Source organism: Paraburkholderia sp. MM5384-R2 (assembly GCF_014201025.1).
Classification (GTDB): Bacteria; Pseudomonadota; Gammaproteobacteria; order Burkholderiales; family Burkholderiaceae; genus Paraburkholderia; species Paraburkholderia tuberum.
On record NZ_JACHDI010000020.1, the window covers coordinates 146,562 to 170,558 of the forward strand.

Genomic DNA, 23,997 nt, shown 5'->3' on the forward strand with positions numbered 1-23,997 from the left:
CCACAACGGCCATCCGCCACGGCTATCCGCCGAATCGACCATCAACTTGTCAGCGGCAACCAGACTTCGACTCCACCCATCCCCGTCACCGGGTCGAACTGCTCGTCATACCGTTCGAAATGCGGCGCATCGGCAGGCACGTGCCCTGACGCGGGCAACCACTGATTCCAGATCGTGTTCATCGTGCGACGAATGCCTGAGATGTGCTCGCGATGAGCGAACACCGCATACCGTTGCGCGGCGATGCGCACACGACTCAACTCTGGCGGCAATGCGGAAAAATCGCTGACTTCGACGCCGCACATGTAGTCGAAGTTACCCAGTTCATCGGCGTTATAGCCAACGCCATAAGCCACCTTGCCGACCTGTCCCGGCACCCTGCCGTACCAGGCGCCAAAGCGCTGCCATTGGGATGGGATCGCCTTGCTGCTGTCGCACGTATAGCGCTCGCTCAGTCCAGCGACGAGAAACGCTCGCGCGTCTTCGAAGCGCGGCGGGTCCAGATGGGTGAGAAGGGTTTCGTCCATTTTGATCGGCTCCACGATGGTCAGGTTGTCGAGATGACCCCGCGCGCGCAGCGCGTCGGGCGTGAGCCCGAACTGTTCGCGAAACGCGCGCGTGAATGCTTCGTGAGAGCCGTAGCCGGCGTCGAGAGCGACCGCGAGGATGTCGGGCGCACCATCGGCCAGACGTCGTGCGGCCTCGCTCAAACGCCGTGCGCGAACGTAGCGCATCACCGGCATCCCGGTGGCCGCTTCGAACGCGCGTGCGAGGTGAAAGCGCGATATGCAGCCACAGCGGGCGATGTCGTCGAGCGTCAACTCGCCGGCGAAGTGGCTTTCGATATACCAGAGCGCTTTTCCAACCGGGTTCATCTCGGCTCTCAGGTCAGCATGAAGCCAGCATAGTCAGCGGCGAACTCACGCGTTCGATCGCGCTTGCGGTTTTGCAGTCGCGGCGGAGGGCCGAGACGATTCCGCCGCCTCGCCATGCACGCCCGCGGCGCCACCCGCCTGCCCCGGCCTCAGCAACAGCCCACCCAGCACGCCGGCCGCCGCCGCAAAAACCGCCCCAAACAGAAACGCGACGTGATACCCGCTGTTCAGCGCAGCCGCCGCACTCGACGACGCCTGCATCGCCTCGCTACGCGCCGCGGCAAGACTCGCGAGCACCGCAAGCCCGAGCGCCCCGCCCATCATGAACGATGTATTGACGATGCCCGACGCGAGGCCCGAATCGGCGGGATCGACGTCGCTCATCGCGGCGAGCAGCAGCGGATTGAACGCGATGCCCGCGCCAAAGCCGAGCAGCAACATGCCGGGCAAGACGTCGGGTACGAAGCTGCCGTCGACGGGCGCACGCGCGAACAGCGCAAGCCCGCATGCCGCGATCAGCAGGCCGGCCGCGAGCGGACGACGCAGCCCGAAGCGCATCACCACGCGCGCCGACAATCCCAGCGAAAAGAGTCCCATGATCAGGTTCGCGGGCAGAAACGCGAGCCCCACCTGCAATGGCCGATAGCCGAGCACGCGCTGCAGATACAGCGCCGAAATAAAGAACCACGCGAACATCGCCGCCGCCCACAAAACGCCGACCAGGTTCGCGGTCGCGACATTGCGCAAACGCAGCAGAGCGAGCGGCATCAACGGGTGTTCGACTCTCGCCTCGATTGCGAGGAACACGGCAAGCAGCGCGAGCCCGACGAACAGCAGGCCGAGTGTTTGCGCCGAAGTCCAGCCCGCTTCGTTGCCGTTGACGATCGCATAGACCGCCAGCATCAGCGATGCGGTCACGCTGAGCGCCCCGGCCACGTCGAGCCGTTCGCCGTGCGCGTGGCCGCGCGCGGCGGGCAGTAGCGCGAGGCACAGCGCGTACACCGCAATGCCGATCGGCAGATTGACCAGAAAGATCCAGTGCCAGCTCAGCAGGTTGGTGAGCAGTCCGCCGAGCAGCACGCCGATGCTGCCGCCGCCCGCGCAGACAAAGCCATACACGCCCATTGCTTTCGCGCGTTCGCCGGCTTCGGTGAACAGATTCATGATCAGCGACAACGATACCGCCGAGACGATCGCACCGCCCAGGCCCTGCACGGCGCGCGCGGCGACCAGCAGCACCTGCGAATTCGCGAGGCCGCAGGCGAGCGAAGCGAGCGTGAAGAGCGTAATGCCGCTGAGAAACAGCTTGCGGTGTCCGTACAGATCGCCAAGCCGTCCGCCGAGCAGCAGGCAGCCGCCGAACGTCAGCATGTAGGCGTTGACGACCCACACGAGCGAAGTTTCGCTAAAGCCGAGATCGGCTGCGATGGACGGCAGCGCGACGTTCACGATGGTCGTGTCGAGCACGATCATCAGTACGCCGAGGCAGAGCACGATTAGCGCGAGCCAGCGTTGCTTGCCGTGGAGGGAATGGGTCATGCGGACGCCCCTTTACGCGGATTCGGTCGATCACCGACGATGGGTTTTCGAGTCTAGCACCCGCGCATTTAGCGTCCAACTACGAAATCCTGGGCGGCGGCGCCGGGCGCGGTGGCGGCTTCGAGCGGGAAGGAAGGCAATACCAGGGTTGCAGAAATCTCAGGTATCTACGTTTATATTAAGGATAGTTACGACTTCACCGACAAGCCTGGAGAGGTGTCGCAATATCTTGGCCATTGGAGCAAAAACGGGGTGATCGTTCTGGCGTACAACGGCGCGATGTCATATCTGAACGAACCGCGATTGTATTTTTCCTATCCCGTTGCACTGGGGAACCCGAAGCTCAGGGGCAACGTGTACTACCCGGTTCACAATAAGGACTTTAGAGAGTGGGCAATAAAACACCAGCGAGGAGGTGACTTCGTGATCTATTCGGATCGAAAGCTTGTTCGAATCGACCCACCGATCAAGGTGTATTTATGAAACCGGGGCGATCGATCGGATGGGGCGCTGTAGTGCTCACAGTCGCGTTTGCCGTGCTTCTCGTCGTGACGCACACCGATCACAGGAATGCGAGCGAATGCATCAAAAGCACGTCAAAAAACGGCCGCTACACTGCAGAGCGATGCCTGCTCCAATGGAGAGGCGGCAACGACCCGGCTTATCTCGGTCAGGTCTACGACGCCGCGTCAGGCAAACTGCTGGTGCGCAGAACCTTCAGCACACCGGTTCCTGAATTGATTTGGGTGGACGACGAAGGCGTTTCATTTTCCCGCGGCGGCGACGACGCGTCGTTTATAAAGCTGCCGCCGTCATTCTATGACCGCATGATCGCCAGATTTTCGTCGATTGGATGATGAGTTTTTCGGTCTTGCACGCCGCGATTAATACGCGCTGCCGGCGCGAGTCATTCGGATGATGCACAGCGACGGCAGCACCATTTCCTTAAACCTTCGACTTACCCCCCATCAACCCATTCGACGGCAACGTCTCGTCGAGCAACTTCCTCGCACTTTCAATCCCCGCCACCGGCAAGCCCTCCGGATCGAGCAGCCCAACCTGCACAAGCACCGAAGCCTGATCCCAATAGATATGCTCGTTATAAAGCTTGTCACCGCGGAAGCACACCACGGCGAGCATCGGCACCTCGAAGTACTTGCCGGTCGGCGCGACGCCCGGCAGCAGCCAGTCGATTTCGCAGCTATGCGTGCAGCTGAAAATGAATTCATCGACGACGCGATCTGAACCGATCGTGCGCGAAATCGGAATCAGCTTCGTGTCGGGCGGATTCGAGTTGACGAAGTGATGCGTGTAAAAGCGCTTCAGATTGTCATGCCCGACGCCGCCCGTCATCGTCGGCACGTGATTGACGTAGGGCTCGGCGACCATCGTCGGCATCACCGCGTCGACGTCGCGTGTCGCGAACTCGTGGTAGCAGTGCGCTTCCCACAGCGCGTTCAGATCGTAGACCGGACCGAGCACCTTGCGCAGCAGCGCGAGCGTGCGCGAGTACGCCATCATCGCGGCGGGCTTGTCGTACTGTTTGCGCTGCGGCGCGGCGAACGCGTGATCGCAGCCGGGGTACACGTATTGCTCGATTTGCGGTCGCGTGCGCAGCGCGGCGCTGATGCGCTCGCGCGTTTCGGGTGGGCAGTGCGCGTCGTTTTCGGGGAAGTGGAACACCATCGGGCAGTTGATTGCCGATACTTCGTCGAGATGCGCTTCGAGGCCCACGCCGTAATAGCTGACCGCGCAATCGGCGTCGGTGCGCGCCGCGCTCAGAAACGCGAGCTTGCCGCCGAGGCAGTAGCCGACCACGCCCACCTTGCCGGCCTGCTCGGGCAGTTCGCGCAACGCGGCGACGGTGGCGGCGATGTCCTTGACCGCGACGTCGGTGTCGAACTGACCCAGATAGCCGAGCGCCTCTTTCATGTCGGCGTCGCCGTAGCCAAGCGAAATGCTCGGCTTGATGCGCCAAAACAGATCGGGCACGAGCACGACGTAGCCTTCTTCGGCGTAGCGATCGGCGCTCGCTTTCATCGTGTCGTTGACGCCGAAGATTTCCTGCAGCAGCACGAGCCCTGGGCCGGAGCCCTGCGCGGGCCGCGCGACGTATGCGTTGAAACGGCCGCCATCGTGGGCGACGACTTCGATGAAAGAGCCGGCCATGCAGTCTGCCTCCAGTCTCGCGAAAGATAGGGGTTACGTCATCATGCGCAACTCGAAACGTTTGAGCTTGCCGGTTTCGGTGCGCGGCAGCGCGCCGACGAACGTGATGACGCGGGGATATTTATACGGCGCGACGTTATTCTTAACGAAATCCTGCAGCTGCGCGACCAGTTTATCGTCGGCGGTGTAGCCCGGGTTCACCACGACGAAGGCTCGCACGATTTGCTCACGCGTTTCGTCGGGCACGCCGATCACGCCGCATTCGGCCACCGCCGCGTGCTGCATCAGCACGCTTTCCACCTCAGGACCGGAGATGTTGTAGCCGGCCGACACGATCATGTCGTCGGCGCGCGCCTGGTAGAACACGTAGCCGTCGGCGTCGAGATAGACCGAATCGCCCGGCAGGTTCCAGCCGTCGCGCACGAAGCGCGACTGCCGTTCGTCGGCCAGATAGCGGCAGCCGGTCGGGCCGCGCACCGCGAGTTTGCCGATCGTGCCGGGCGGCACGAGTTGCATGTCGTCGTCGACGGCTTGCACGACGTAGCCCGGCACCGCGCGGCCGATCGCGTTCGGCCGGATCTCCGCGCCTTGCGACGAAACGAAGATGTGGATCAGCTCGGTGCCGCCGATACCGTCGATCATGTCGATGCCGGTCGCCTCGCGCCACAGGCGCCGCGTCGAATCGGGCAGCGCCTCGCCGGCCGACACGGTCTTCTGCAGCGACGAAAGGTCATGTTGCGCGACGAGCGGCGCCATCTGCCGATAGAACGTCGGCGCGGTGAACATCACGGTCGCATGAAATCGTTCGACCACCTCGAGCAGGGTCTGCGGCGTCAGCTTTTCGACCAACACCGTCGAGGCACCGACGCGCAGCGGAAAGCACAGCAGGCCGCCGAGCCCGAACGTGAACGCGAGCGGCGGTGTGCCGCAGAAGATGTCGTTCGCGCAAGGCTTCAGCACATGACGCGGGAACAGGTCGCACATCGCGATCATGTCGCGATGGAAATGCATGCAGCCTTTCGGCGCACCGGTCGTGCCGCTCGTGAATGCGATCAGGCAGATGTCGTCGGCGGCGGTGTCGCTGGCGGTGAAGTATTCGGGCTTGTTGACGGCGAGCGTGTCGAGCGAATCGGCGGAGTCGTCGTGAAAGCGGCGGGTCTGTTTCAGCACCGCGCAGTAGAACTCGTCCCGCGGATTCGTGCAGCGCTCGAGTTCCGCGCTCAGGCGCGCGTCGCAAAGCGCGGCGCTGACCTGCGCCTTCTCGATGATCTGCTTGAGCTCCTTCGCGCGCAGCAGCGGCATGGTCGGCACGACGACGAGCCCGGACTTCAGCGCCGCGAGTGTGGCGACGGCCATCTGCAATGTGTTCGGTCCGCGCAGCAGCACGCGGTTGCCGGGGCGCAAGCCCATTTCATCGACGAGCACATGCGCGCTGCGGTTGACCAGCGCGAGCAGTTCGCCGTATGTGGTGGCTTGCGGCTTGCCGTCCACGTCGGACCAGATCGCCGGCCGGTCGCGATGCCCCGCCTCGATGGTCCGCTCCAGCAGTTCGGTCGCGCAGTTCAGCCTCGGCGGATAGGCGACGTCCGGATTGTCGAGCAGTAAGACGGGCCATTGATCCTGCGGCGGAAGATTGTCGCGCGCGAAAGTATCGACGTGTGCTGACGGTTCCATCATGGTCTCCCGAGGCGTTGAGCCGGAAAATGCGCTTCGTTCGGTGTGAAGGGCTTGCCTGTGCGTTCGGTACCTGTACGACGTTCAGTGCGGAATCACCGCGGTGGCTTCGATCTCGACCTTCGCGCGGTCTTCCATCAGCGCGACGACCTGCACCGCGCTCATCGCGATGTCGTAGTCGCCGATCAGCTCGCGAAACGCGCGGCCGATGTCCTTCAGCGATGCGAGATACTCGCGCTTGTCGGTCACGTACCACGTGAGGCGCACGAGGTGTTCGGGCTTGCCGCCCGCTTCGCGCAGCACGGCGAGCAGATTCTTCAGCGCCAGCTCGGACTGCTGCGCGAAGTCATCGGACTGGAACTGCGCCTGTTCGTCCCAGCCGATCTGGCCGGCGATGAACACCGGCGTGCCGCTCGCAGCGACGCCGTTCGCATAGCCGCGCGGCTTGACCCAGCCGGCGGGAAGGAGAGCCTGTTTCATGAGCGATGCGCCTCGATGGAGGGGGCCGATGGAGCGTACGCCGCGAGCGCGCTCGCGACGTCGCCGGGAATATCGATGGATTTGCCGCTGTCGAACGATATGAACACGAGCACCTGTTTAGAGCGGAAACGCGTTTCGCCGTCGCAATGACCGTGAATCTCGATGCCGATCGAACTGCGGCCGACGGTTCGGACCTTGAGCGTGAGCAGGATCGTTTCGCCCATCTGGCTCGGCCGCGAGAACTCGCAGTCGAGCTTGACGATCGGCAGGCCGATGCGGCGCCGCGCGATCATGTGCGCGTAGTCGATGCGCAAGCCCTCGTTGAACCAGTCTTCGACGAGCACGTTGGTCATCACGAGGTACTGCGGAAAGAACACGATGCCCGCGGGATCGCAGTGCGAAAAGCGGATGCGTACGAGCCGCTCGAACGACGTGCTCATCGCGCATTCCGGTTCGCGGCGGCATGCGCCTTCAACAGATCGCGGCCGACGATCAGCTGCTGCACCTCGGTCGCGCCTTCGTAGATGCGCAGCGCGCGGATCTCGCGGTACAGCATCTCGACCGCGCTGCCGCTTTGCACACCCATGCCGCCGTAGAGCTGCACTGCCGCGTCGATCACCTGCTGCGCGCCTTCGCTCGCGTGCCACTTCGCCATCGCGGCTTCGCGCGTGACGCTTTCGCCCTGGTCGCGCAGCCACGCGGCGCGATAGACGAGCAGCGCGCTGCTGTCGATCGTCAACGCCATCTGCGCGAGCTTCGCCTGCGTCAACTGGAAGTCGCCGAGCGTCTGGCCGAACATCTTGCGCGACGCCGCGCGCGCGAGGCCCTCGGCCATCGCATGACGGGCAAAGCCAAGCGATGCGGCCGCCACCGAGGTGCGGAAAATATCGAGCGTGCGCATGGCGATCTTGAAACCTTCGCCGGGCGCACCGAGCATCTGGCTCTTCGGCACGCGCGCGTTCGTGAAGCGCAGGCGCGCGAGCGGATGCGGCGCGATTACGTCGATGCGCTCGGCGATGTCGAGGCCCGGCGTCTGCGCATCCACGATGAACGCGCTGATGCCGCGTGCGCCCGGCGCTTCGCCGGTGCGCGCGAACACCACGTAGAAGTCCGCGATGCCGCCGTTCGAAATCCACGTCTTTTCGCCGTCGAGCAGGTAGTGCTCACCCTCTTCGCGAGCCGCGAGCGCCATCGCGGCGACGTCCGAGCCCGCTTGCGGCTCCGACAGCGCGAACGCGGCGATCGCCGTGCCGCTCGCGACGCGCGGCAGATAATGCGATTTCTGCTCATGCGTGCCCGCGAGCGAGATCGCGCCCGAGCCGAGGCCTTGCATCGCCAGGGCGAAATCGGCGAGGCCCGAATAGCGCGCGAGCGTTTCGCGCAGCAGGCATACGGCGCGCGTGTCGATCGTGTCGCCGTGGCCGCCATAGGCGATGCCGCCGACGCCGTATTTCAGCCAGCCGGCGTGGCCGAGTTTGCGCACCAGCACACGGCAGGTCGCATCGGTGTCGCCATGCTCGTCATGCGTGAGATGCGCGCGGCACCATGCGTCGATGCCTGCCGCGAGTTCGCGATGGCGCGGCTCGAAAAACGGCCACGCGAGCGGGCTGTGCAAATCGATCGGGATGTTCTGATGATCGGCGCTCAACTCAGTCTCCTTCGAACACCGGACGCGTCTTCGCCGCGAACGCGTTGTACGCGCGCTCGAAATCGCGCGTGCCCATGCAGATCGCCTGCGCCTGCGCTTCGGATTCGATCGCTTCGTCGATGCTCATACTCCATTCCTGATGCAGCATCTTCTTCGTCATGCCGTGCGCGAAGCTCGGGCCGGCCGCGAGATCGGCGGCGAGCTTCTGTGTTTCTTCGATGAGCGCGGCCGGGTCGCACAGGCGGTTGTAAATGCCCCAGGCGTGAGCTTCGTCGCCGCTTGCCGAGCGGCCGGTGAACAGCAGCTCGGCGGCGCGTCCCTGGCCGATGATGCGCGGCAGCATCGCGCACGCGCCCATGTCGCAGCCGGCGAGGCCGACGCGCGTAAACAGGAACGCGAGCTTGCTGCGCGCGGTGCCTAGGCGCAGATCGGAAGCCATCGCGAGGATCGCGCCGGCGCCCGCGCAGACGCCGTCGACGGCTGCGACGATCGGCTGCGGGCAATGGCGCATTGCCTTGACGAGGTCGCCGGTCATGCGCGTGAACAGCAACAACTCGGGCATCGGCAGATCGATCAGCGGCGCGATGATGTCGTGCACGTCGCCGCCCGAGCAGAAGTTTTCGCCCGCGCCGTGCAGCACGACGGCTTTCACGTCGGTCGCGTACGCGAGATCGCGGAACAGGTTGCGCAGCTCCGCATACGATTCGAAGGTCAGCGGGTTCTTGCGCTCGGGACGGTTCAGCGTGATCGTCGCGACCTTGTCGCGCACCGACCAGCCGACATGCTTCGCCTCGTGGCCTGCCAGGGTCAGGCGGTTGCCGGACAACAGTGCATCGGCGTTGGATCGTGTCATGTATTCCTCCAGTGCGAAGTCAGCCTCTCAGGCTGTCGAGCAGATGCTGCTTGAGCTTGCCGAGGTCCTGATGCGTCTTCATCTTTTCGTCGAGGCTCAGGCCGCCGAACAGTTCGACGACCCATTGCTCGTGCGCGACGGCCATTTTGTCGAACGCCTTGCGGCCAGCGGGCGTCAGGCACACGCTGATCGAGCGGCGGTCGTTCGGATCGGTGTCGCGCGTGACGAGCCCTTCTTTTTCGAGCTGATCGGTGATGCCAGTGACGTTGCCGCCCGTCACCATCAAACGGCGCGATAGCTCGGTCATCTTCAGCCCATCGGGATGTCGTTCGAGCTGCGCCATCAGATCGAATCGCGGCAGCGTGGTGTCGAATTCGGTGCGCAGACGTTTGCGCAATTCGGCCTGGACGAGGTTGGTGGTGGTCAGCATGCGCAGCCACAAACGCAGGCCCATGTGGCTGTCCGCTCCGGTGCTCATTTCGAGGTCCACGACGTTCTCCGCGGGTTGGGCCACGCCTTTGCGCGACAGCTTCGCATCCGATGCCGCCGCCGACTTTTTTGCTTGGGTTGATTTGCTCACATCACTTCTCCACCCGAAATGGAAATGGATTGCCCCGTGATCGCATCCGAGCCGGGGCGGCACAGCCACAACACCGCGTTCGCGACCTGCTCCGGATTCACGAAGCGGCGCTGCGGATTCGAGCGCAGCAGCGTTTCGCGCGCCTGTGCTTCGGTGCGCGAGGTCTTGCTCGTGATCTGTTCGAGCGAGGCATGCAGCAGCTCGGTTTCGGTGTAGCCGGGGCACACTGCATTGACCGTGATGCCGCGCGTCGCGGTTTCGAGCGCGAGCGAGCGCGTGAGACCGATCACGCCGTGCTTCGCGGCGCAATACGCGGCGACGTACGCATAGCCGATCTGCCCCGCGGTGCTCGCGACGTTGACGATGCGGCCATAGCCACGCTCGAGCATGCCGGGCAGGACGGCGCGCGTGCCGAGAAACACGCCAGTCAGATTCACGTCGAGCATGCGTTGCCACAGCGCGATATCGGTGTGCGTGAACGGCGCGGCCTGCGCCTGGCCCGCGTTGTTCACGAGGATATCGACGGCGCCCGCCTGCTCGAATGCGCGCGCCACCGAATCTTCTTGCGTGACGTCCACGCTGATACACGCGACGTCGCCGAGCGCCGCGCATTGCTCTCGCTGCGTGTCGAGGCGTTGCGCGTTGCGGCCCATCAGCGTGACGCGCGCGCCGGCGCGCAGCAGCGCCTGCGCGATGGCCGCGCCGATGCCGCTGCCGCCACCGGTGACGACCGCGTGTTGTCCGGCGAGAGGAGTGTCTGAGGTGTTCACACGGTTCCTTCGGCGCGTTGCGCGCGTTGTTGCGCCGTGAGGCCGGCGTTGGCGATGGCCTGCGCACGCTCGCGTTCGAGGTTGCGTTCGAGTTGCATTTTCGCGGCGGTATAGGGTTTCGGCCACGCGACGTCGAGATAGCCGATCTTTGCCGCTTCGTTCAACGTCCACGACGGATTCGCGAGATGCGGACGCGCGATCGCGCACAGATCGGCGCGACCCGCCGCGATGATGCTGTTCACGTGGTCCGCTTCCGAAATCGCACCGACCGCGATCGTCGCGATGCCGGCTTCGTTGCGCACGCGATCGGCGAACGGCGTCTGGAACATGCGGCCAAACACGGGCTTTTCTTCCTTGCTGACCTGGCCCGACGACACGTCGATCATGTCCGCGCCGGCCGCCTTGAACGCTTGCGCGATCTTCACGGCATCGTCGGGCGTGTTGCCGCCCTCGACCCAGTCGTGCGCCGAAATCCGCACCGAGATCGGCTTGTCTTGCGGCCACACCGCGCGGATCGCGCTGAATACCTGCAGCGGATAACGCAGACGGTTTTCGAGCGGACCGCCGTATGTGTCGGTACGGTGATTCGTGAGCGGCGACAGGAAGCTCGACAGGAAATAGCCATGCGCGCAGTGCAGTTCGAGCCAGTCGAAACCCGCTTCGATCGACATGCGCGTCGCCTCGACGAACTGCTGCTCGATGGCGCGCAGCTCGTCATGTGTGGCTTCGCGCGAATGCTGGCTGATGCCGCGCAGATACTGCTGCGGCGACGCCGAAACGAGTGGCCAGTTGCCTTCGTCGAGCGGCTGATCGATGCCTTCCCACGCGACGCGCGTCGAACCTTTCGCGCCCGAGTGGCCGAGCTGGATGCCGATCTTCGCATCCGATTGCAGATGGACCAGATCGACGATGCGTTTCCACGCGACCAGATGCTCGGGCGCGTACATGCCCGGGCATCCGGGCGTGATACGCGCTTCGGGCGACACGCAGGTCATCTCGGTCATCACGAGCGCGGCGCCGCCCATCGCGCGCGCGCCGAGATGCATCAGGTGATAGTCGCCGGCCACGCCGTTTACCGCCGAGTACTGCGCCATCGGCGACACCATCACGCGATTTTTCAGCTTGACGCCGCGCACCTTGAAGGGGGTGAACATCGGCGGAATCGAATGCCTGTCCGCGGCGCGCTCGACACCCGCGCGCTTCGCGAGCCAGTCCTCGAAACCGGACAGATACCGCGCATCGCGCTCGCGCAGGTTCTCGTGCGAGATGCGCTGCGAGCGCGTGAGCAACGAATACGCGAACTGTTCCGGCTCGAACGACGTATAACGATCGACGTGCTCGAACCATTCGGTCGAATTGCGCGCGGCGTTCTGGATGCGCAGCACGTCGACGCTGCGTACTTCGGTGTAGTGCTTCAATGCGGCGGCCAGATCGTCCGGGCGCGAACCCGGGTGCGCGCTGATGCTGTTGGCGAGTTCGATCGCGTCTTCGAGCGCGAGCTTGGTGCCCGAGCCGATCGAGAAGTGCGCGGTGTGCGCGGCGTCGCCCATCAGCACGATCGGCGTTCGTGTGCCGTTTGCGTTGCAGCGCCAATGCACCCATTCCTTGTTGACGACGCGCGGAAAACGAATCCATTGCGACGAGCCGCGCAGATGCACCGCGTTCGACATCAGCGCGTTGCCGTCGAGGTACTTCGCGAACAGCTTCTCGCAGAACGCGATGCTGTCTTCCTTGCTCATTTCGTCGAGACCGGCGGCGCGCCATACGCGTTCCGGTGTTTCGACGATGAACGTCGAGGTTTGATCGTCGAAGCGGTAGGCGTGCGCCTGGAACCAGCCGAATTCGGTTTGCTCGAACGCGAACGTGAACGCCTCGAACAGCTTCTTCGTACCGAGCCACACGAAGCGGCAGTCGCGCACGTCGACGTCCGGCTGGTAGGTGTCCGCGTATTTCTGGCGCACGAGGCTGTTCAGGCCGTCGCTCGCGATGATCAGGTCCGCGTCGTACGCGCTGTCGTCCACGACCTGGGTTTCGAACACGAGCTTCACGCCGAGTTCTTCGCAGCGCGCTTGCAGGATATTCAGCAGACGTTTGCGACCGATGCCGCAAAAACCGTGGCCCGATGAGCGCACGCTGCGGCCGCGAAAGTGAATCTCGATGTCGTCCCAGTGATTGAACGCGCCGAGAATCGCCTCGGCGCTCGGGGCGTCGGCGGCGCGCAGATTGCCGAGCGTCTGGTCGGAGAACACGACGCCCCAGCCGAAGGTGTCGTAGGGGCGGTTGCGCTCGATTACCATGACTTCATGGCCGGGGTTGCGTTGTTTCATCAACAGACCGAAGTACAAACCGGCCGGACCGCCGCCGATACAGACTATGCGCATGCTGGTTCCCCAAAATGAACTCTGCGGTGAGATTAATTTAGGTTTTGATAGTTTATATGTCAAGTAAATTTCGGCGACGGCTCTCGAGTCATGTTCTTGATCCTGGAAATAACAACCGTCAGTGAAAAATAAAGAGTGTCACGCGTCTCTCACAATGCGGAATATCGGACTGACGTTTCAGCATGCGAAAGCAGGGCGGGAGCCCCTTCGGGGACGCGCAACAAAGCCTGCATCGAAGCAGGCGAGAACTAGGAGGACTTGGGCTACACCCGGAGAAAAGCGCATTCGACTTGCAGCGAGAGCAGACCCGGAAATGTGTAATCGGGGCGCCGAATTGCTCAAATTCTTGATCACTTCCTGTTTTCCGGCCAGAGCGGGGAGAAAAGGTTGCGATGCGCTGCACCAAAATTTCGCACGGCGTCGCCCATAACAGGACGGACACCCGAGGAGGCCATGTGCCAACTAAAAGAAGCGAAGTTACCCGCACACTCCGGTGGCGTGAGGTTTTGGCGAGAGGCAGCCGCTGTCTTGGCGGAACGAATCAGGGATTCGAATGGTCCGGACGAAATTATTTCGCCCCCCAGACGTGTTTTTGCATGTCCATATGGATGCATTCCTCGCGATGCTACCGACTCGTTATCTGGATGACCCCGATGGCGTTTGATACTGCGAGTTTGCACTAATCGAACATCGCGAGCACAACAAAGCCCCTCGGGGCTTTAGCTTCTAACCATCTTCATGGCCTTCATCGTCCCTGCAACGCCAAGTATGTTCATGACCCGCTTCAGGTTGTAGGCCAACACCTGCAGGCTCATCTCCGTACTCACTCGCCCGAGCGTCCTGGTCAGGAAGTGTGCAGGACCCATCCAGTGCTTGAGTGTACCGAAGACACGCTCGATAGTACTTCTGCGGATGGTCATTACATCGGGCTTCCGGTCGAGCCGTCGCTGCATGGCTTCCAGTATGTTTTCGTGCTCCCACTTCGGATGCGACGATATTCGCTGGGTGAACATCGCTCCTTCATAGGGCAACGCGGGCAGGCGCTGGGCCAGTAAACCCGCAAATTCATATCGTGCTCAACGGTAGTAAATCGAAGGATGGCACGCTCGCCGGCAGGACATCGATACACTCGCTTTTTGCCACGTAGACAAAGTCGGCTTTGGTGAAGAGACCTTTCTTCCTCGACGCGGAGGTAAGTGGTTTGGGAACGTACGTGCTGATGTCGTTCAGATCGCATGCCCGTATCTCCGGGCCGCTGAAGTAACCCCGATCCGCAACAACGTTCAGCCTCGATCTGCCCATCGCGTCCTTCGCAGACAGCGCCATTCTGCTGAGTTGTCCGTGATCGTTTTCGACGTTAGTTACCTCGTGTTCAACGATCAGGTGATGTTTTGTGTCTACCGCTGCCTGGACCGGACAGGGCCATCTATAAGATGGCCCTGTCTCAGCGGATCGGGTTCTTCACTGATCGAAGGGCTACTTTGCTTCAGTCTTCCGCTCAAGTCGCATCCGTCCCGGTGGCTCGAAGTACGTGCCGAACCGCACCAGGCCGGCCTTCTTCATGTGGCACGTCATCTCGAAGCTCACGAGCACGCCGGGATCCTGGTTGTCGGTGATCTCGACGTCGATCGCACGGATCCGGGGTTCGTACTTCAAGAGCGTTGCCTCCATCTGCTGCCTGAGCAGGTGGGACGAAGCGGGCAATGTCGCGGGTGTACGCAACCTGGTGGCGCCGACGTTGCCACTCTATCCGCCGACCGGCGACCGCTTCCAGTGGAGAGTCCTGTCGCACCTCGCGCCGAACTTCCTGTCGATGATGGACGCGGAAGTGCTGCGGGGCGCACTGGCGCTCTACGACTGGACCAACGACGAGCTGAACCGCCGACGCCTCGCCGGCATCCTGCATGTGTCGGAGGAACTGCTCGAGGAGGTGTCGGGCGGCTCGGTCGAGCGGGGCGTACTGATCGAAGTCACGCTCGATTCGCACGCGTTCGCGGGCGAGGGCGACGTGATGCTGTTCGGCGAACTGCTGCACCGCTTCTTCGGGCTGTATGCGGAGATCAACCTGTTCACGAAGCTCGCCATCGTGAGCCTGCCTTCGCAAACCCGTACCGACTGGCCGCGCAGCAAGGCGCAGCGCGCTCCCCTATGAAACCACGCGAGTTGCCGAATCTTGAACCGCTCGTGGCGTCGTTGCTTGCGCGCGCGCCGAAGATGAATTTCATGCAGCTATGCAGGCTGCTCGAAGTGCGCGTACCCGATCAACCCGGCTTCGGCACGCGAGACACGCCGGAGCACGAGCCGGTGAGGTTCCGGCCGAGGCCGCGGCTGGGGTTCCCGGCCGGTGAGATCGCCGCGGTCGAATTCGATGACGGGTCGGACACATTCGGTCCCGATGCGCCGCCGACCGTGCGCACGACCTTCCTGGGCCTGTATGGCGTCGACGCCGCGGTGCCATCCCACATGATCGATGAGATCGTCCTGCGCGAGGAAGGACATGAAGCCGTCGAAGCGTTTCTCGACCAGTTCAACCACCGCTACGTGGCGCTGCTGTACCGCGCCTGGAAGAAGTACCGCTACCCGGAAAGTTTCCAGGCGGGCGGCACCGATGCGCAGTCGCGCAACCTCCTGTGCCTCGCCGGCTTCGGGTGGGGCGAGAAGCCGGCCCGGTCGGGTCTGCCGGATTCGCGCGTGCTCGCGCTGCTGGGTCTGATGGTCCAGCGCACGCGCACGCCCGAGGGACTCGCCGGTGTGGTGGCGCTGGCGGTGCCCGGTGTCGAGGTGCGTGTCGACGAGTTCTGGCCGACGCTCAGGCGCGCAGGACAGCCGCAGCCCCTCACGTCGTCAGGCACGCTCGCCGGTCCCCCAGGGGGACTTCCTTCGGGGCGCGCTGCGGAAGACAGCAAGCGCCGCGGACTTGGCGGGGGCTATGTGCTCGGCAACCGCCTCGCGTATCGCAGCCGCGCCGTGCGAGTGACGCTGCGCCCTTCGGACGGTCAGCAGGCGCACGACCTGCTACCCGGCGCATGGCTGCATCGCGAGCTGATGGCGTTCATCCGCCTGTATGTGGGCACGAAGGCCGATGTACACCTGCGCATGGAGGTGTCGTCGCGTCTCGCGCCCGCGCCGTCGGTCGGATTGGTTGCGGCTGGTCCGTCGCCGCGCCTGGGATGGACCGTCGTGTTGCCCTCGGATGAGGAACGCATCATCACCATCCCGCTCGGCGTCTACGAAGTCTTTCCCACGCCCGGACCGAACCCGCATCTGGTTCCACATGCCGCCTGAATCTGGAGAAATCATGCCCTTACGTTTAACCGTGGCCGCCCTCGCGTCAGGTCTGCTGCTTTCCGCATGCGGCGCCTGGCAGTCCGTATCTGATACGACTTCCAGCGCGTATCACTCGGTGTTTTTCAGGCAGGTCAAGGTGCTTGACGTCGACCTGACCGCGCGTGCCGAGTTGAATCCGGATGACGCGGGCCGTTCGACGTCACTCGCGGTCCGCGTCTATCAGCTCAAGGATCGAAAGCTGTTTGACGGCGTGTCCTACGACGATCTGCTGAAGAACGACAGGACCGTACTCGCGCAGGACCTTCAGGCCAGTATGGCAGCCGTCGTCAATCCTGGCGCGTCGGTCAGCCTGTCTCAGCCCATGCAGGCAGACACGAAGTACGTGGCGATCGTCGCGTTCTATCGCAATCCCGGCAATGGCGACGGCTGGAAATACGTGATCATGAAGAAGAAGCTGTCTGCCGATGCCCCGCTGAAGCTCACCTTGATGGATCAGGAACTGGTCGCATCCGCTGATCGCCAGAAGGACCAGCCGGAATGACACGACGTCCGGGAGTGTCTGTGCTCAACGTGTTTGCATGACGAGACGGCCCGATGAAGACGCTTCGCGAACGGCAGCAGGAACTCGACCAGCTGGATGTTGACATCCGGCTCGCCCGTGATCAGGAAACCGGATCGGTAGCTCCGGCGAAGTCGAAGTCGACAGCCCGGCGGACCCGACCGATCGCGACGGCGGTATGGTCAGAGCGGGTACCCGCAGGCACGAGACAGCGCGTACAACGTGCTCGGGACGGCCTGCCCGGACCGGGCGGAAGCGGCGCGCCCGACTATCGTGAGCGGACCTTCGCCGCGATCCGCAAACTCGCGCGGGCGTGGGGTGGGCAATGCGTCTCGGTCGCGTATGAGGGCTACAAGGTGCCGCTCGAGTTCGAGTGCGCAGCGGGACACCGGTTCCCGATGCTGATGCACATGCTGCGCATGGGGAGCTGGTGCCAGGCTTGCGCCTATGAGCGCGCAACGATTCACTCGCTAGAGGAGGCGTGTGCGCTCGCGGCGGCAAAGGGTGGCCAGTGCCTGTCGACCCAATACGAGAGCACCAGGGGAAAACTGCGGTGGCGCTGCGCGGCAGGGCATGAATGGCTCGCCAATCTTGAGGGGGTGTTGAAAGGGGACTGGTGCCAGCGCTGCCATCACCAGCGTATCAAGCCCCCGCAGGAAGACCTTGAACGGGCTGCGGCCGGGCGGGGTGGACGGTGCCTGTCAGCATATGTCGACAAGGAAACGCCGCTGGAGTGGCAGTGCGCCGAAGGTCACATCTGGAAAGCACAGTGGTTCAGGGTGAAGAAAGGCCAGTGGTGCCACCGCTGCGCGGTGACGGTCAGAACGCGCACGATCGAACAGATGCGGGAAGTGGCGAATTCGCGTGGCGGACGGTGCCTGTCGACGGTCTACCCGGGACCACACGGCAAGATCGACTGGGAATGCGCCAAGGGTCACCTGTGGCGCGCCTCGGTCAACAGTGTCTGGCGAGGCAGTTGGTGCCCGGAATGCGCCTGGGAAAGCCGCCGTCTGGCGCGTAACCGCCGGCGGAGCAAGGGGTCCGTGCCGATCATGGTATGACGCGCCATGCGGATGATACGCTCGCCGCGATACGGGATCGCCCGTCAGGACCCGTGGGAGACTACCAATGCGGCCGCAGTCTACCCGGACGATGCCTGTGCATCAGAAAATCAATCGTCGTGAGCTCAATGTGAGGCAGGGAAGAACGGATGCAAGACGAGAACTATTCAGCCAGCATTGGCGATCTGAGGGGCATGATCCGGCACCGGTCTGACGGGCCGCGCGAGCAGACGTCAGACAGGACCACATTGCAATGGACACAGCGCAAGTCTGCGGCGTGCACGCTGGCCGCGATCGTGTTCGCGTGGGGATCTCTGCATGTTGTGCTCAAGCTGATTTTCGCGACCAGCCCGCTTCACCATTGATTGCAATCATGCAACGACGAAAACTCATCATCGCCGCGCTGGTTGTCGCCGCGTCGTCGCCGCGTCGTCGCTGCTCGGCGGCTGTTCCCTGTTCGGCTGCGGCGGCTCGGCAACCAGTCGCGGCGCCTTTGGCGGATGCCACGCCGGCACCCGCTTTTACTGACTCAGAGAAGACGAAACAACATACGGATACCCTCAGCTTTCGCGGCCGCCAACGGCTGCGTTGAACAGCGAACATGACGCGCACGCATAAACGTAAGCACACGGAGCACAAGGACCACCGCGGCTCGACCGCGTGCAGTCCAACGCAAACGTTGATCCCCGAGTTCGACGCGACGCTACCGGTCACGCATGCTGCGGGCCGCGCGTACAGCGACGAGGACGATCCGTTGTTGACAACGTTCGTAACCGGAATCTGGGACGAGTTGTACTCGCGAGAGACGACGCCCGTGCCACCGTGCCCGGCCTGCAAGAGTGGCAACACGCGGGTGCAGAACCGGCCGAATCGCCATCATGCATTACCGTTTTTCCGGTGCCGCGCGTGCAAGCGGACGTACTCGCGCCTAACCGGGACGCCTCTCGCGCGGCTGCGGTTTGCCGTGAAAATGCCCGCCTTCATCCGGCTGCTGTCCCAGCCGATTCCGCTCGAGGAAGCCTCGCGTCGACTCCGCGTCGATTACACGGCCCTGTCGAACTGGCTGATGCGCTTTCGCGAGCTGATCGCGCAGCATGATCCGGATGACCGATGGACCTCGCGCGTGCGGCTTGGTGTCAAATACCAGCCAACCGGGACATGCCCGCACTGCGGCTACAGCGGGCAGCTTCGGAATGGCGGTTTCGGCCCGGACACGCGGCGCTGCGCCCTATGTCCGCACTGCAGCCGCACCTGGTCGATTGCCCCCGGCGTGGAGGGTGCGGACGTCACGGTACGCGTCGTGAAGGATCTTGCGCTGACTGCCGTCGCACGCCGCACGCGAGCAGGGCAGGTCGCGCCCACGCTCGCGAGCGCCGAGCACGCGATCCTGAAAATTCCCGCTCGCGCCGCGCCTGCATCAGTTACCGCGCCGTCCGTTCCAGCCCCGCACGCAAATCGTTTCGACTTCAGCCAGCCACTGCGCGCAAACAGCCCGTTGCCGCGTCGTCATATCGAGGATCGCGAACTCACGGCCTTTCTTGCCGACGAAATCGGCAAGGTCTTCTCGCAGAACATTGAGCCTCCAGCGTGTCCGCACTGCGAGGGCGTCAACACGCACCTGTCGAGTCGGCCGCGCACCCCGACGGCGCTGCCGACCTTCCAGTGCCGCACGTGTACGCGATATTTCACGCGCGCGACGCGTACGCCGATGGCGAACATGCTCCGGCGCGACATGCTGTTCAACTTTCTGCCGTGGCTGTCGCAACATCGACCACTCGCGCATGCCGCGGCGGAGTTGAACACCTCACCGGAAATCGTGAAGGCGTGGGTCAAGCGATTCCGGCAATGGCTGATCGTGCTCGACCCGTCCGGACATCGTGAACAGCGGGTCAAACTCGGCCTGAAAGCGCCCTGGCCGGTGCTGGCGTGTCCGCATTGCCATCAGGAAGCGCCCGCAATGCCGCACGGCTTCAAGCGAACCCGGACGCAATCCGCGCAGATGCTCAAGCGGCGCCTTTTCCGCTGTACGCTCTGCACACGATTTTTCGACGTACCGGTTAAGGAGCAACGGAACATATGAGTACCGCGAGATCGTCTATGTCGACGATCGTCGCGGTGCCCGCGTTGTTCACGAGCACGTCGATGAGGCCGAGGCGGTTTTCCACCTCGGCGATCATCGCTTCGACGTCGTCTCCGACCGATACATCGGCGCGTACCGCGATCGCGCGGCCTCCGGCGCGTTCGATTTCCGCGACGACGTCGGCCGCGTCGTTCTCGCGTTGCCGATAGTTGCGGGCGACTGCTGCGCCGGCTGAGGCAAGCGCGATCGAAATGGCGCGTCCGATTCCGCGCGAGCCGCCGGTCACCAAGGCGACACGATCGTTTATCGCAAGGCATAGTAGTGTGATTGCCAGCGCCTGTGCGATTGATCCGCGCTCCTGGGAGCGTGTCACCTTCACGGTTTGGGGCCGACACACCAGAAGCAGTTGTCCCAGGCGAACGCTACGAAGTGCTGCACTTGTCGCGCCCAGGCTTCGATGAACTGGCGCCGTTAACAGAATAGATCGCGCCAGCAGCCTAACGTTTCGTCCAGTCGGCGACCGCATTCAATTGCCGTCAGGCAGTCGTCGGCCACGAACGGACGTTGGACGTCGCGGGCTAGATTGGCGACAATCGGGCAACTTTGCGAGAACGCGACATGTGGAGTCGGTGGTGTCCATCAACGTAAGCGGGACGGAAGGCTACGCTGAGAACGCTCAATCGCTCATCGAGCAATGGCAGGACATCTCATTTGAGAACAGCCACGGGCCCGTCATGCATCTCTTGCCGATGCCCCCGGCCCACATTCTTGACGTTGGCGCCGGTATCGGAACCGATGCAGCTGCGTTAGGAGCTATGGGGCATACAGTTATGGCCGTAGAACCAGTGGACGCGTTGCGCGTCGCAGGAATTGGGCTGCATTCGTCTTCCCGGATTGAATGGGTGGACGACAGTCTGCCGGATCTCATGTCTGTACGTTCGCGACGAAGAGAATTCGACTTGGTGATGCTCTCCGCCGTTTGGATGCATCTGGACGAAGACGAGCGTTGTCAGGCGATGTCGACCATCAGCTCCTTGCTGCGGGAAGGTGCGATGGTGGTGATGTCTTTACGTCACGGTCCAGTCCCCGAAGGACGCCGAATGTTTGATGTTTCGGCAGCAGAGACCATTCGGTTAGCAAGTGCCCATAGCTTCAGGACTGTGCTAAATGTCCGGACCGAATCCACCCAACGAGGAAATCAGCGGATGGGTGTGACCTGGAGCCGGCTCGCCTTTGTCAAAGGTGGTGGGCGAGATTAGCTTCGATCCCTTCCATCGGCGGTGTCCGGCCATCATCAGCCTTTCGTCCGTGCGTGAGAAGAGACATACGAAGGTCGGCTTCATATCCGACAACGGCCCCTTGCGCTCGAGAGGCTACAGCTCCATCGCGAGTCTAATCGAACATCTCGGCTAAAGATCGAGCACCAGTACCTTGGTTCTCGCGCGCGATACGCAGGCCGTCAGGAATTCGGCCTTCTCGTCGTCGTTGAGAATGCAGTCGTTGTGCTCAACTTCCCCGGACAGATACCGCACCTTGCATGTCCCGCACAGCCCCGCATGACACGATGTTTCGATTGCGACGCCCGCTTGTTCGAGTGCGTCCGCGATGCTCTGATCGTTCGCGACTTCGATCATCTGTCCCGTGCTCGCGATCTTCACGCTGAACGTGTCCGCCACATCGTTCGCCGCGCTCGCGGGTTCGCTTCGCCCCGGCGCCTTGAAGTGCTCGAAGTGGACGGTGCCGGCGGGCCAGTGTGCGCTCGCATCCGCGCATGCCTGCATGAAACCGGCTGGACCGCAGTAATACACGTGCACGCCGTGCGACGGCTCGCTCAGCAAGCGGCGGATGTCGAGCCCCGCCTTCGGATCACCGCCGTCGAAGTGAAAGTGCACGCGGCCGTTCATGCGCATCGGCTCGAGTTCCCCGGAAAACGCGGCACAGTCCGGATCTTTCGCGCAGTAGTGCATTTCGTATTCGATGCCGGCGTCTTCCAGCCAATGCGCCATCGACTTGAGCGGCGTCACACCGATGCCGCCCGCGATGAGGATCACCCTGCGCGCATCGACGACGAGCTGAAATTGGTTGCGCGGACGGCTCACGCGCACGATGTCCTGCACATGCACGCGCTCGTGCAGCGCTCTCGATCCGCCACGGCCGCGCTCGTCACGCAGCACGGCGATCACATAGCGATGGCGCTCGTTGGGTGCGTTGCACAGCGAATACTGGCGCACGAGGCCGTCGCCGAGATGGATGTCGATATGAGCGCCGGCAGTGAAGGCCGGCAACTCGGCGCCGGACGGATCGACCAGTTCGTAGGAGTTGATGCCTTTGCCTTCGAAACGAACCTGTCGCACGAGCAACTGGAGCGTGCTGCCGCCGGAGTTCGATGTCTGTTCGCTTGCCATTTTCCTGATCCCTCATATGTGCTGCCGAATCCCGATTCGCCGCACGAGGCGCGCAACGCGCCCCCTGCTTGTCGTGGCGCTTCAGTTCTTCATCGATTGTTCGAGTTCCTCGAACTTCTCGCGCACGAACACTGCGCGTTCATCCGCCTTTAGCCGCTCGCTCTCATTGAGGATCGAGACGATCGTCTTCGTGACCTGGCGGCGCCGCGCGACTTCTTCTTCGACCGTGTCGCCTTCGGGAATCTCGAACACGTTGCCCGAGCAATAGCTGTTGGGTGCGCCCGCGTTCGCCCGGAACCACTCGGCGAAGCTGTGCGCCGATGCCGCCGGATTCGTGCCGCGCAGCGCATCGCGTAGCAACTTGCGAAAGAGGAAGAGGCCGGCGTCGAACTTCGTCGGGTTCTCGAGCGCGTGCACGGCGATCGGTCGCTGGCTGATGATCGCTTCGTAGTCGCCGGGCGCGTATTGCGCGGCCTTGTAGTTCTCGCGCGCGCGATGATTCGGCGGAATGGGCGGCAGATCTTCGAGCTTGTATTCGCCGAAGCGCTCGGAGCGCCGCATCGCGACCTGTCCTTCGAGAAAGTCGATCGACTCATAGCCGACGAGTTCCTTCTTGCCGACGCCGCGCGTATCGATGCCCGGGCCCATCACGCGCCAGCCGATCATCTTGCTGTTCTCGTCGTCGACGGGAACGGTCCAGCGGATGATGTGAAAGCGGCTGAACAGCTTCTTCTTCGATCCGTCTTCCGACGTGTACGCATGCAGGCTCAGATTCGGCAGCACCTGATGTTGCACGCGCACGAAGAGCCGGTCCTTATCGACTCGACGCGCGCCTGCGCAGGCGAGGCTGCGGCCCTGCTGCACCGGCACGAAGTGCATGTCGGGCGCGACTTCCATTGATGCCGCGCCGACCTCGTCGAATGTCGTGCCCTGGTACTGCCCATTCACGACATTCTTGCCGGCATGCAGCGCGGTGGGGTGATAGTTGTCGGCGGCATTGTCCTGCACCTGCAGCCAATTGCAATGCTGGAAGTTGCTGTACGGCACAAGCTCGTCGCCCGGCAATACCGTGAAGTCGCCTTCCCATTCGGGAAAGGGCGGCTCGGCATCGGGCGGTCCCATGTACGCGAACACGAGGCCGTTGCGCTCGACCGCCTTGTACGCACCCTGCTGGATCGAGCACGCGTATTTCTCGGCTTCCTTCTCTTCGCCCTTCGGAAACGGCACATGCAGGCATGTGCCGTCCACGTCGAACACCATGCCGTGATAGCAGCACCGGATGCCGCGCTCCTGGATCGCGCCGTATTCGAGCGACGCGCCGCGGTGCGCGCAATGCGCATGCAGCACGCCCACGCGCCCGCTGCCATCGCGAAACGCCACCAGTTCCTCGCCGAGAATCTTGAGATAACGCGGAGTGTCCGTCAGTTCGATCGACATGCACACGGGATGCCAGAACGCGCGCATGAACTCGCCCATCGGTGTGCCGGGGCCGGTCTCGGTGAGCTCGGGATCGTGGCCCGGCACCTTGCTTGTGTAGTAACCGCCGTATGGAATCAGCTTCTTCGACACGACATTGCCGCCGCTCGTCTTCTGTCCTTCCCGCTTGTCTTCCTTGATCGTCATCGCAAATCCTAT

22 protein-coding genes and 3 pseudogenes are annotated in these 23,997 nt (G+C 63.2%); 9 read left to right on the forward strand and 16 right to left on the reverse strand.

Annotated features, from left to right (window positions below):
* Positions 1-41 precede the first annotated feature (41 nt).
* On the reverse strand, positions 42-875 hold the full coding sequence (locus tag HDG37_RS27525; RefSeq protein ID WP_184052911.1) for an AraC family transcriptional regulator: 834 nt from the start codon (positions 873-875) through the stop codon (positions 42-44).
* 45 nt (positions 876-920) lie between these two features.
* Positions 921-2,414: a DHA2 family efflux MFS transporter permease subunit gene (locus HDG37_RS27530; RefSeq protein WP_184052913.1), complete on the reverse strand. Its 1,494-nt coding sequence runs from the start codon at positions 2,412-2,414 to the stop codon at positions 921-923.
* Positions 2,415-2,525: 111 nt separating this feature from the next.
* Here HDG37_RS27530 and HDG37_RS27535 point away from each other — a divergent pair, with 111 nt between their 5' ends.
* Together HDG37_RS27535 and HDG37_RS27540 are read left to right on the forward strand one after the other, a co-directional pair.
* A complete protein-coding gene (locus HDG37_RS27535) occupies positions 2,526-2,897 on the forward strand; it encodes a DUF6402 family protein (RefSeq protein WP_184052915.1) in 372 nt (123 codons plus the stop codon).
* Positions 2,894-3,271, forward strand: coding sequence for a hypothetical protein (locus tag HDG37_RS27540; protein ID WP_184052917.1), 378 nt, complete (start codon positions 2,894-2,896; stop codon positions 3,269-3,271). The genes HDG37_RS27535 and HDG37_RS27540 overlap by 4 nt, the downstream gene beginning before the upstream one ends.
* Before the next feature lie 88 nt (positions 3,272-3,359).
* On the opposite strand, the gene HDG37_RS27545 is transcribed toward HDG37_RS27540, so the two are convergent.
* The 11 genes and pseudogenes from HDG37_RS27545 to HDG37_RS39545 form a co-directional block, all read right to left on the reverse strand.
* A complete protein-coding gene (locus HDG37_RS27545; protein ID WP_184052919.1) occupies positions 3,360-4,583 on the reverse strand; it encodes a dienelactone hydrolase family protein in 1,224 nt (407 codons plus the stop codon).
* 33 nt (positions 4,584-4,616) lie between these two features.
* Complete coding sequence (locus HDG37_RS27550; protein ID WP_184052974.1) at positions 4,617-6,257, reverse strand: AMP-binding protein; 1,641 nt, start codon at positions 6,255-6,257, stop codon at positions 4,617-4,619.
* An 84-nt stretch (positions 6,258-6,341) separates the two neighbouring features.
* Entirely contained in the window at positions 6,342-6,737 is a 396-nt protein-coding gene (locus HDG37_RS27555; protein WP_184052921.1) for a RidA family protein, read from the reverse strand.
* Positions 6,734-7,177 carry a thioesterase family protein gene (locus tag HDG37_RS27560; protein WP_184052923.1) on the reverse strand — a complete coding sequence of 148 codons (444 nt, stop codon included), beginning with the start codon at positions 7,175-7,177 and terminating at the stop codon, positions 6,734-6,736. Before HDG37_RS27560 ends, HDG37_RS27555 begins: the two co-directional genes overlap by 4 nt.
* On the reverse strand, positions 7,174-8,385 hold the full coding sequence (locus tag HDG37_RS27565) for an acyl-CoA dehydrogenase family protein (protein WP_184052925.1): 1,212 nt from the start codon (positions 8,383-8,385) through the stop codon (positions 7,174-7,176). The genes HDG37_RS27560 and HDG37_RS27565 overlap by 4 nt, the downstream gene beginning before the upstream one ends.
* A gap of 1 nt (position 8,386) precedes the next feature.
* Positions 8,387-9,238 (reverse strand): enoyl-CoA hydratase family protein, encoded by an 852-nt coding sequence (locus HDG37_RS27570; protein ID WP_184052927.1) that lies wholly within the window; start codon positions 9,236-9,238, stop codon positions 8,387-8,389.
* A 19-nt stretch (positions 9,239-9,257) separates the two neighbouring features.
* The gene (locus HDG37_RS27575; protein ID WP_184030378.1) at positions 9,258-9,818 is read right to left on the reverse strand and encodes a MarR family winged helix-turn-helix transcriptional regulator; all 561 of its coding nucleotides are present in this window, start codon (positions 9,816-9,818) and stop codon (positions 9,258-9,260) included.
* Complete coding sequence (locus tag HDG37_RS27580; protein WP_090807882.1) at positions 9,815-10,588, reverse strand: SDR family NAD(P)-dependent oxidoreductase; 774 nt, start codon at positions 10,586-10,588, stop codon at positions 9,815-9,817. The genes HDG37_RS27575 and HDG37_RS27580 overlap by 4 nt, the downstream gene beginning before the upstream one ends.
* Positions 10,585-12,969 (reverse strand): bifunctional salicylyl-CoA 5-hydroxylase/oxidoreductase, encoded by a 2,385-nt coding sequence (locus tag HDG37_RS27585; RefSeq protein WP_184052929.1) that lies wholly within the window; start codon positions 12,967-12,969, stop codon positions 10,585-10,587. The genes HDG37_RS27580 and HDG37_RS27585 overlap by 4 nt, the downstream gene beginning before the upstream one ends.
* 719 nt (positions 12,970-13,688) lie before the next feature.
* A pseudogene (locus HDG37_RS27590) lies at positions 13,689-14,382 on the reverse strand (transposase); the annotation flags it as partial.
* Positions 14,383-14,445: 63 nt separating this feature from the next.
* A pseudogene (locus HDG37_RS39545) lies at positions 14,446-14,673 on the reverse strand (type VI secretion system baseplate subunit TssE); the annotation flags it as partial.
* Between HDG37_RS39545 and HDG37_RS27595 the strand changes: the two are divergent.
* From HDG37_RS27595 to HDG37_RS27620, 6 genes and pseudogenes are all read left to right on the forward strand, one after another.
* Positions 14,672-15,121: pseudogene (locus tag HDG37_RS27595) on the forward strand (type VI secretion system baseplate subunit TssF); the annotation flags it as partial. The pseudogenes HDG37_RS39545 and HDG37_RS27595 overlap by 2 nt on opposite strands.
* A complete protein-coding gene (gene tssG, locus HDG37_RS27600) occupies positions 15,118-16,254 on the forward strand; it encodes a type VI secretion system baseplate subunit TssG (protein ID WP_184052931.1) in 1,137 nt (378 codons plus the stop codon). The pseudogene HDG37_RS27595 and the gene tssG, both read left to right, overlap by 4 nt.
* Positions 16,255-16,267: 13 nt before the next feature.
* Positions 16,268-16,798, forward strand: coding sequence for a type VI secretion system lipoprotein TssJ (gene tssJ / locus HDG37_RS27605; RefSeq protein ID WP_184052933.1), 531 nt, complete (start codon positions 16,268-16,270; stop codon positions 16,796-16,798).
* Between the two features lie 53 nt (positions 16,799-16,851).
* On the forward strand, positions 16,852-17,877 hold the full coding sequence (locus HDG37_RS27610; RefSeq protein WP_184052935.1) for a zinc-ribbon domain-containing protein: 1,026 nt from the start codon (positions 16,852-16,854) through the stop codon (positions 17,875-17,877).
* 149 nt (positions 17,878-18,026) lie between these two features.
* Positions 18,027-18,242: a hypothetical protein gene (locus tag HDG37_RS27615; RefSeq protein ID WP_184052937.1), complete on the forward strand. Its 216-nt coding sequence runs from the start codon at positions 18,027-18,029 to the stop codon at positions 18,240-18,242.
* A 236-nt stretch (positions 18,243-18,478) separates the two neighbouring features.
* A complete protein-coding gene (locus HDG37_RS27620) occupies positions 18,479-19,957 on the forward strand; it encodes a DUF746 domain-containing protein (protein WP_184052939.1) in 1,479 nt (492 codons plus the stop codon).
* On the opposite strand, the gene HDG37_RS27625 is transcribed toward HDG37_RS27620, so the two are convergent.
* Entirely contained in the window at positions 19,935-20,483 is a 549-nt protein-coding gene (locus HDG37_RS27625) for an SDR family NAD(P)-dependent oxidoreductase (RefSeq protein ID WP_260335071.1), read from the reverse strand. The genes HDG37_RS27620 and HDG37_RS27625 overlap by 23 nt on opposite strands.
* 106 nt (positions 20,484-20,589) lie before the next feature.
* On the opposite strand from HDG37_RS27625, the gene HDG37_RS27630 reads away from it, so the two are divergent.
* Positions 20,590-21,216, forward strand: a complete 627-nt coding sequence (locus tag HDG37_RS27630; protein WP_184052941.1) for a bifunctional 2-polyprenyl-6-hydroxyphenol methylase/3-demethylubiquinol 3-O-methyltransferase UbiG — start codon at positions 20,590-20,592, stop codon at positions 21,214-21,216.
* A gap of 150 nt (positions 21,217-21,366) precedes the next feature.
* Here the strand turns inward: HDG37_RS27630 and HDG37_RS27635 are convergent, their stop codons facing one another.
* Together HDG37_RS27635 and HDG37_RS27640 are read right to left on the reverse strand one after the other, a co-directional pair.
* Entirely contained in the window at positions 21,367-22,362 is a 996-nt protein-coding gene (locus HDG37_RS27635; RefSeq protein WP_184052943.1) for a PDR/VanB family oxidoreductase, read from the reverse strand.
* A gap of 81 nt (positions 22,363-22,443) precedes the next feature.
* Positions 22,444-23,985, reverse strand: a complete 1,542-nt coding sequence (locus tag HDG37_RS27640) for a Rieske 2Fe-2S domain-containing protein (protein WP_184052945.1) — start codon at positions 23,983-23,985, stop codon at positions 22,444-22,446.
* Positions 23,986-23,997 lie beyond the last annotated feature (12 nt).

What these genes read in the sequence shown, in the direction of transcription:
- HDG37_RS27640 (WP_184052945.1), bottom strand. Translation starts at nt 23,985, where the DNA reads ATGACGATCAAGGAAGACAAGCGGGAAGGACAGAAGACGAGCGGCGGC.
- HDG37_RS27570 (WP_184052927.1), bottom strand. Translation starts at nt 9,238, where the DNA reads ATGACACGATCCAACGCCGATGCACTGTTGTCCGGCAACCGCCTGACC.
- tssJ (WP_184052933.1), top strand. Translation starts at nt 16,268, where the DNA reads ATGCCCTTACGTTTAACCGTGGCCGCCCTCGCGTCAGGTCTGCTGCTT.
- HDG37_RS27585 (WP_184052929.1), bottom strand. Translation starts at nt 12,969, where the DNA reads ATGCGCATAGTCTGTATCGGCGGCGGTCCGGCCGGTTTGTACTTCGGT.
- HDG37_RS27545 (WP_184052919.1), bottom strand. Translation starts at nt 4,583, where the DNA reads ATGGCCGGCTCTTTCATCGAAGTCGTCGCCCACGATGGCGGCCGTTTC.
- HDG37_RS27620 (WP_184052939.1), top strand. Translation starts at nt 18,479, where the DNA reads ATGACGCGCACGCATAAACGTAAGCACACGGAGCACAAGGACCACCGC.
- HDG37_RS27560 (WP_184052923.1), bottom strand. Translation starts at nt 7,177, where the DNA reads ATGAGCACGTCGTTCGAGCGGCTCGTACGCATCCGCTTTTCGCACTGC.
- HDG37_RS27555 (WP_184052921.1), bottom strand. Translation starts at nt 6,737, where the DNA reads ATGAAACAGGCTCTCCTTCCCGCCGGCTGGGTCAAGCCGCGCGGCTAT.
- HDG37_RS27540 (WP_184052917.1), top strand. Translation starts at nt 2,894, where the DNA reads ATGAAACCGGGGCGATCGATCGGATGGGGCGCTGTAGTGCTCACAGTC.
- HDG37_RS27635 (WP_184052943.1), bottom strand. Translation starts at nt 22,362, where the DNA reads ATGGCAAGCGAACAGACATCGAACTCCGGCGGCAGCACGCTCCAGTTG.
- tssG (WP_184052931.1), top strand. Translation starts at nt 15,118, where the DNA reads ATGAAACCACGCGAGTTGCCGAATCTTGAACCGCTCGTGGCGTCGTTG.
- HDG37_RS27625 (WP_260335071.1), bottom strand. Translation starts at nt 20,483, where the DNA reads ATGCGGTCGCCGACTGGACGAAACGTTAGGCTGCTGGCGCGATCTATT.
- HDG37_RS27530 (WP_184052913.1), bottom strand. Translation starts at nt 2,414, where the DNA reads ATGACCCATTCCCTCCACGGCAAGCAACGCTGGCTCGCGCTAATCGTG.
- HDG37_RS27525 (WP_184052911.1), bottom strand. Translation starts at nt 875, where the DNA reads ATGAACCCGGTTGGAAAAGCGCTCTGGTATATCGAAAGCCACTTCGCC.
- HDG37_RS27615 (WP_184052937.1), top strand. Translation starts at nt 18,027, where the DNA reads ATGCAAGACGAGAACTATTCAGCCAGCATTGGCGATCTGAGGGGCATG.
- HDG37_RS27610 (WP_184052935.1), top strand. Translation starts at nt 16,852, where the DNA reads ATGAAGACGCTTCGCGAACGGCAGCAGGAACTCGACCAGCTGGATGTT.
- HDG37_RS27550 (WP_184052974.1), bottom strand. Translation starts at nt 6,257, where the DNA reads ATGGAACCGTCAGCACACGTCGATACTTTCGCGCGCGACAATCTTCCG.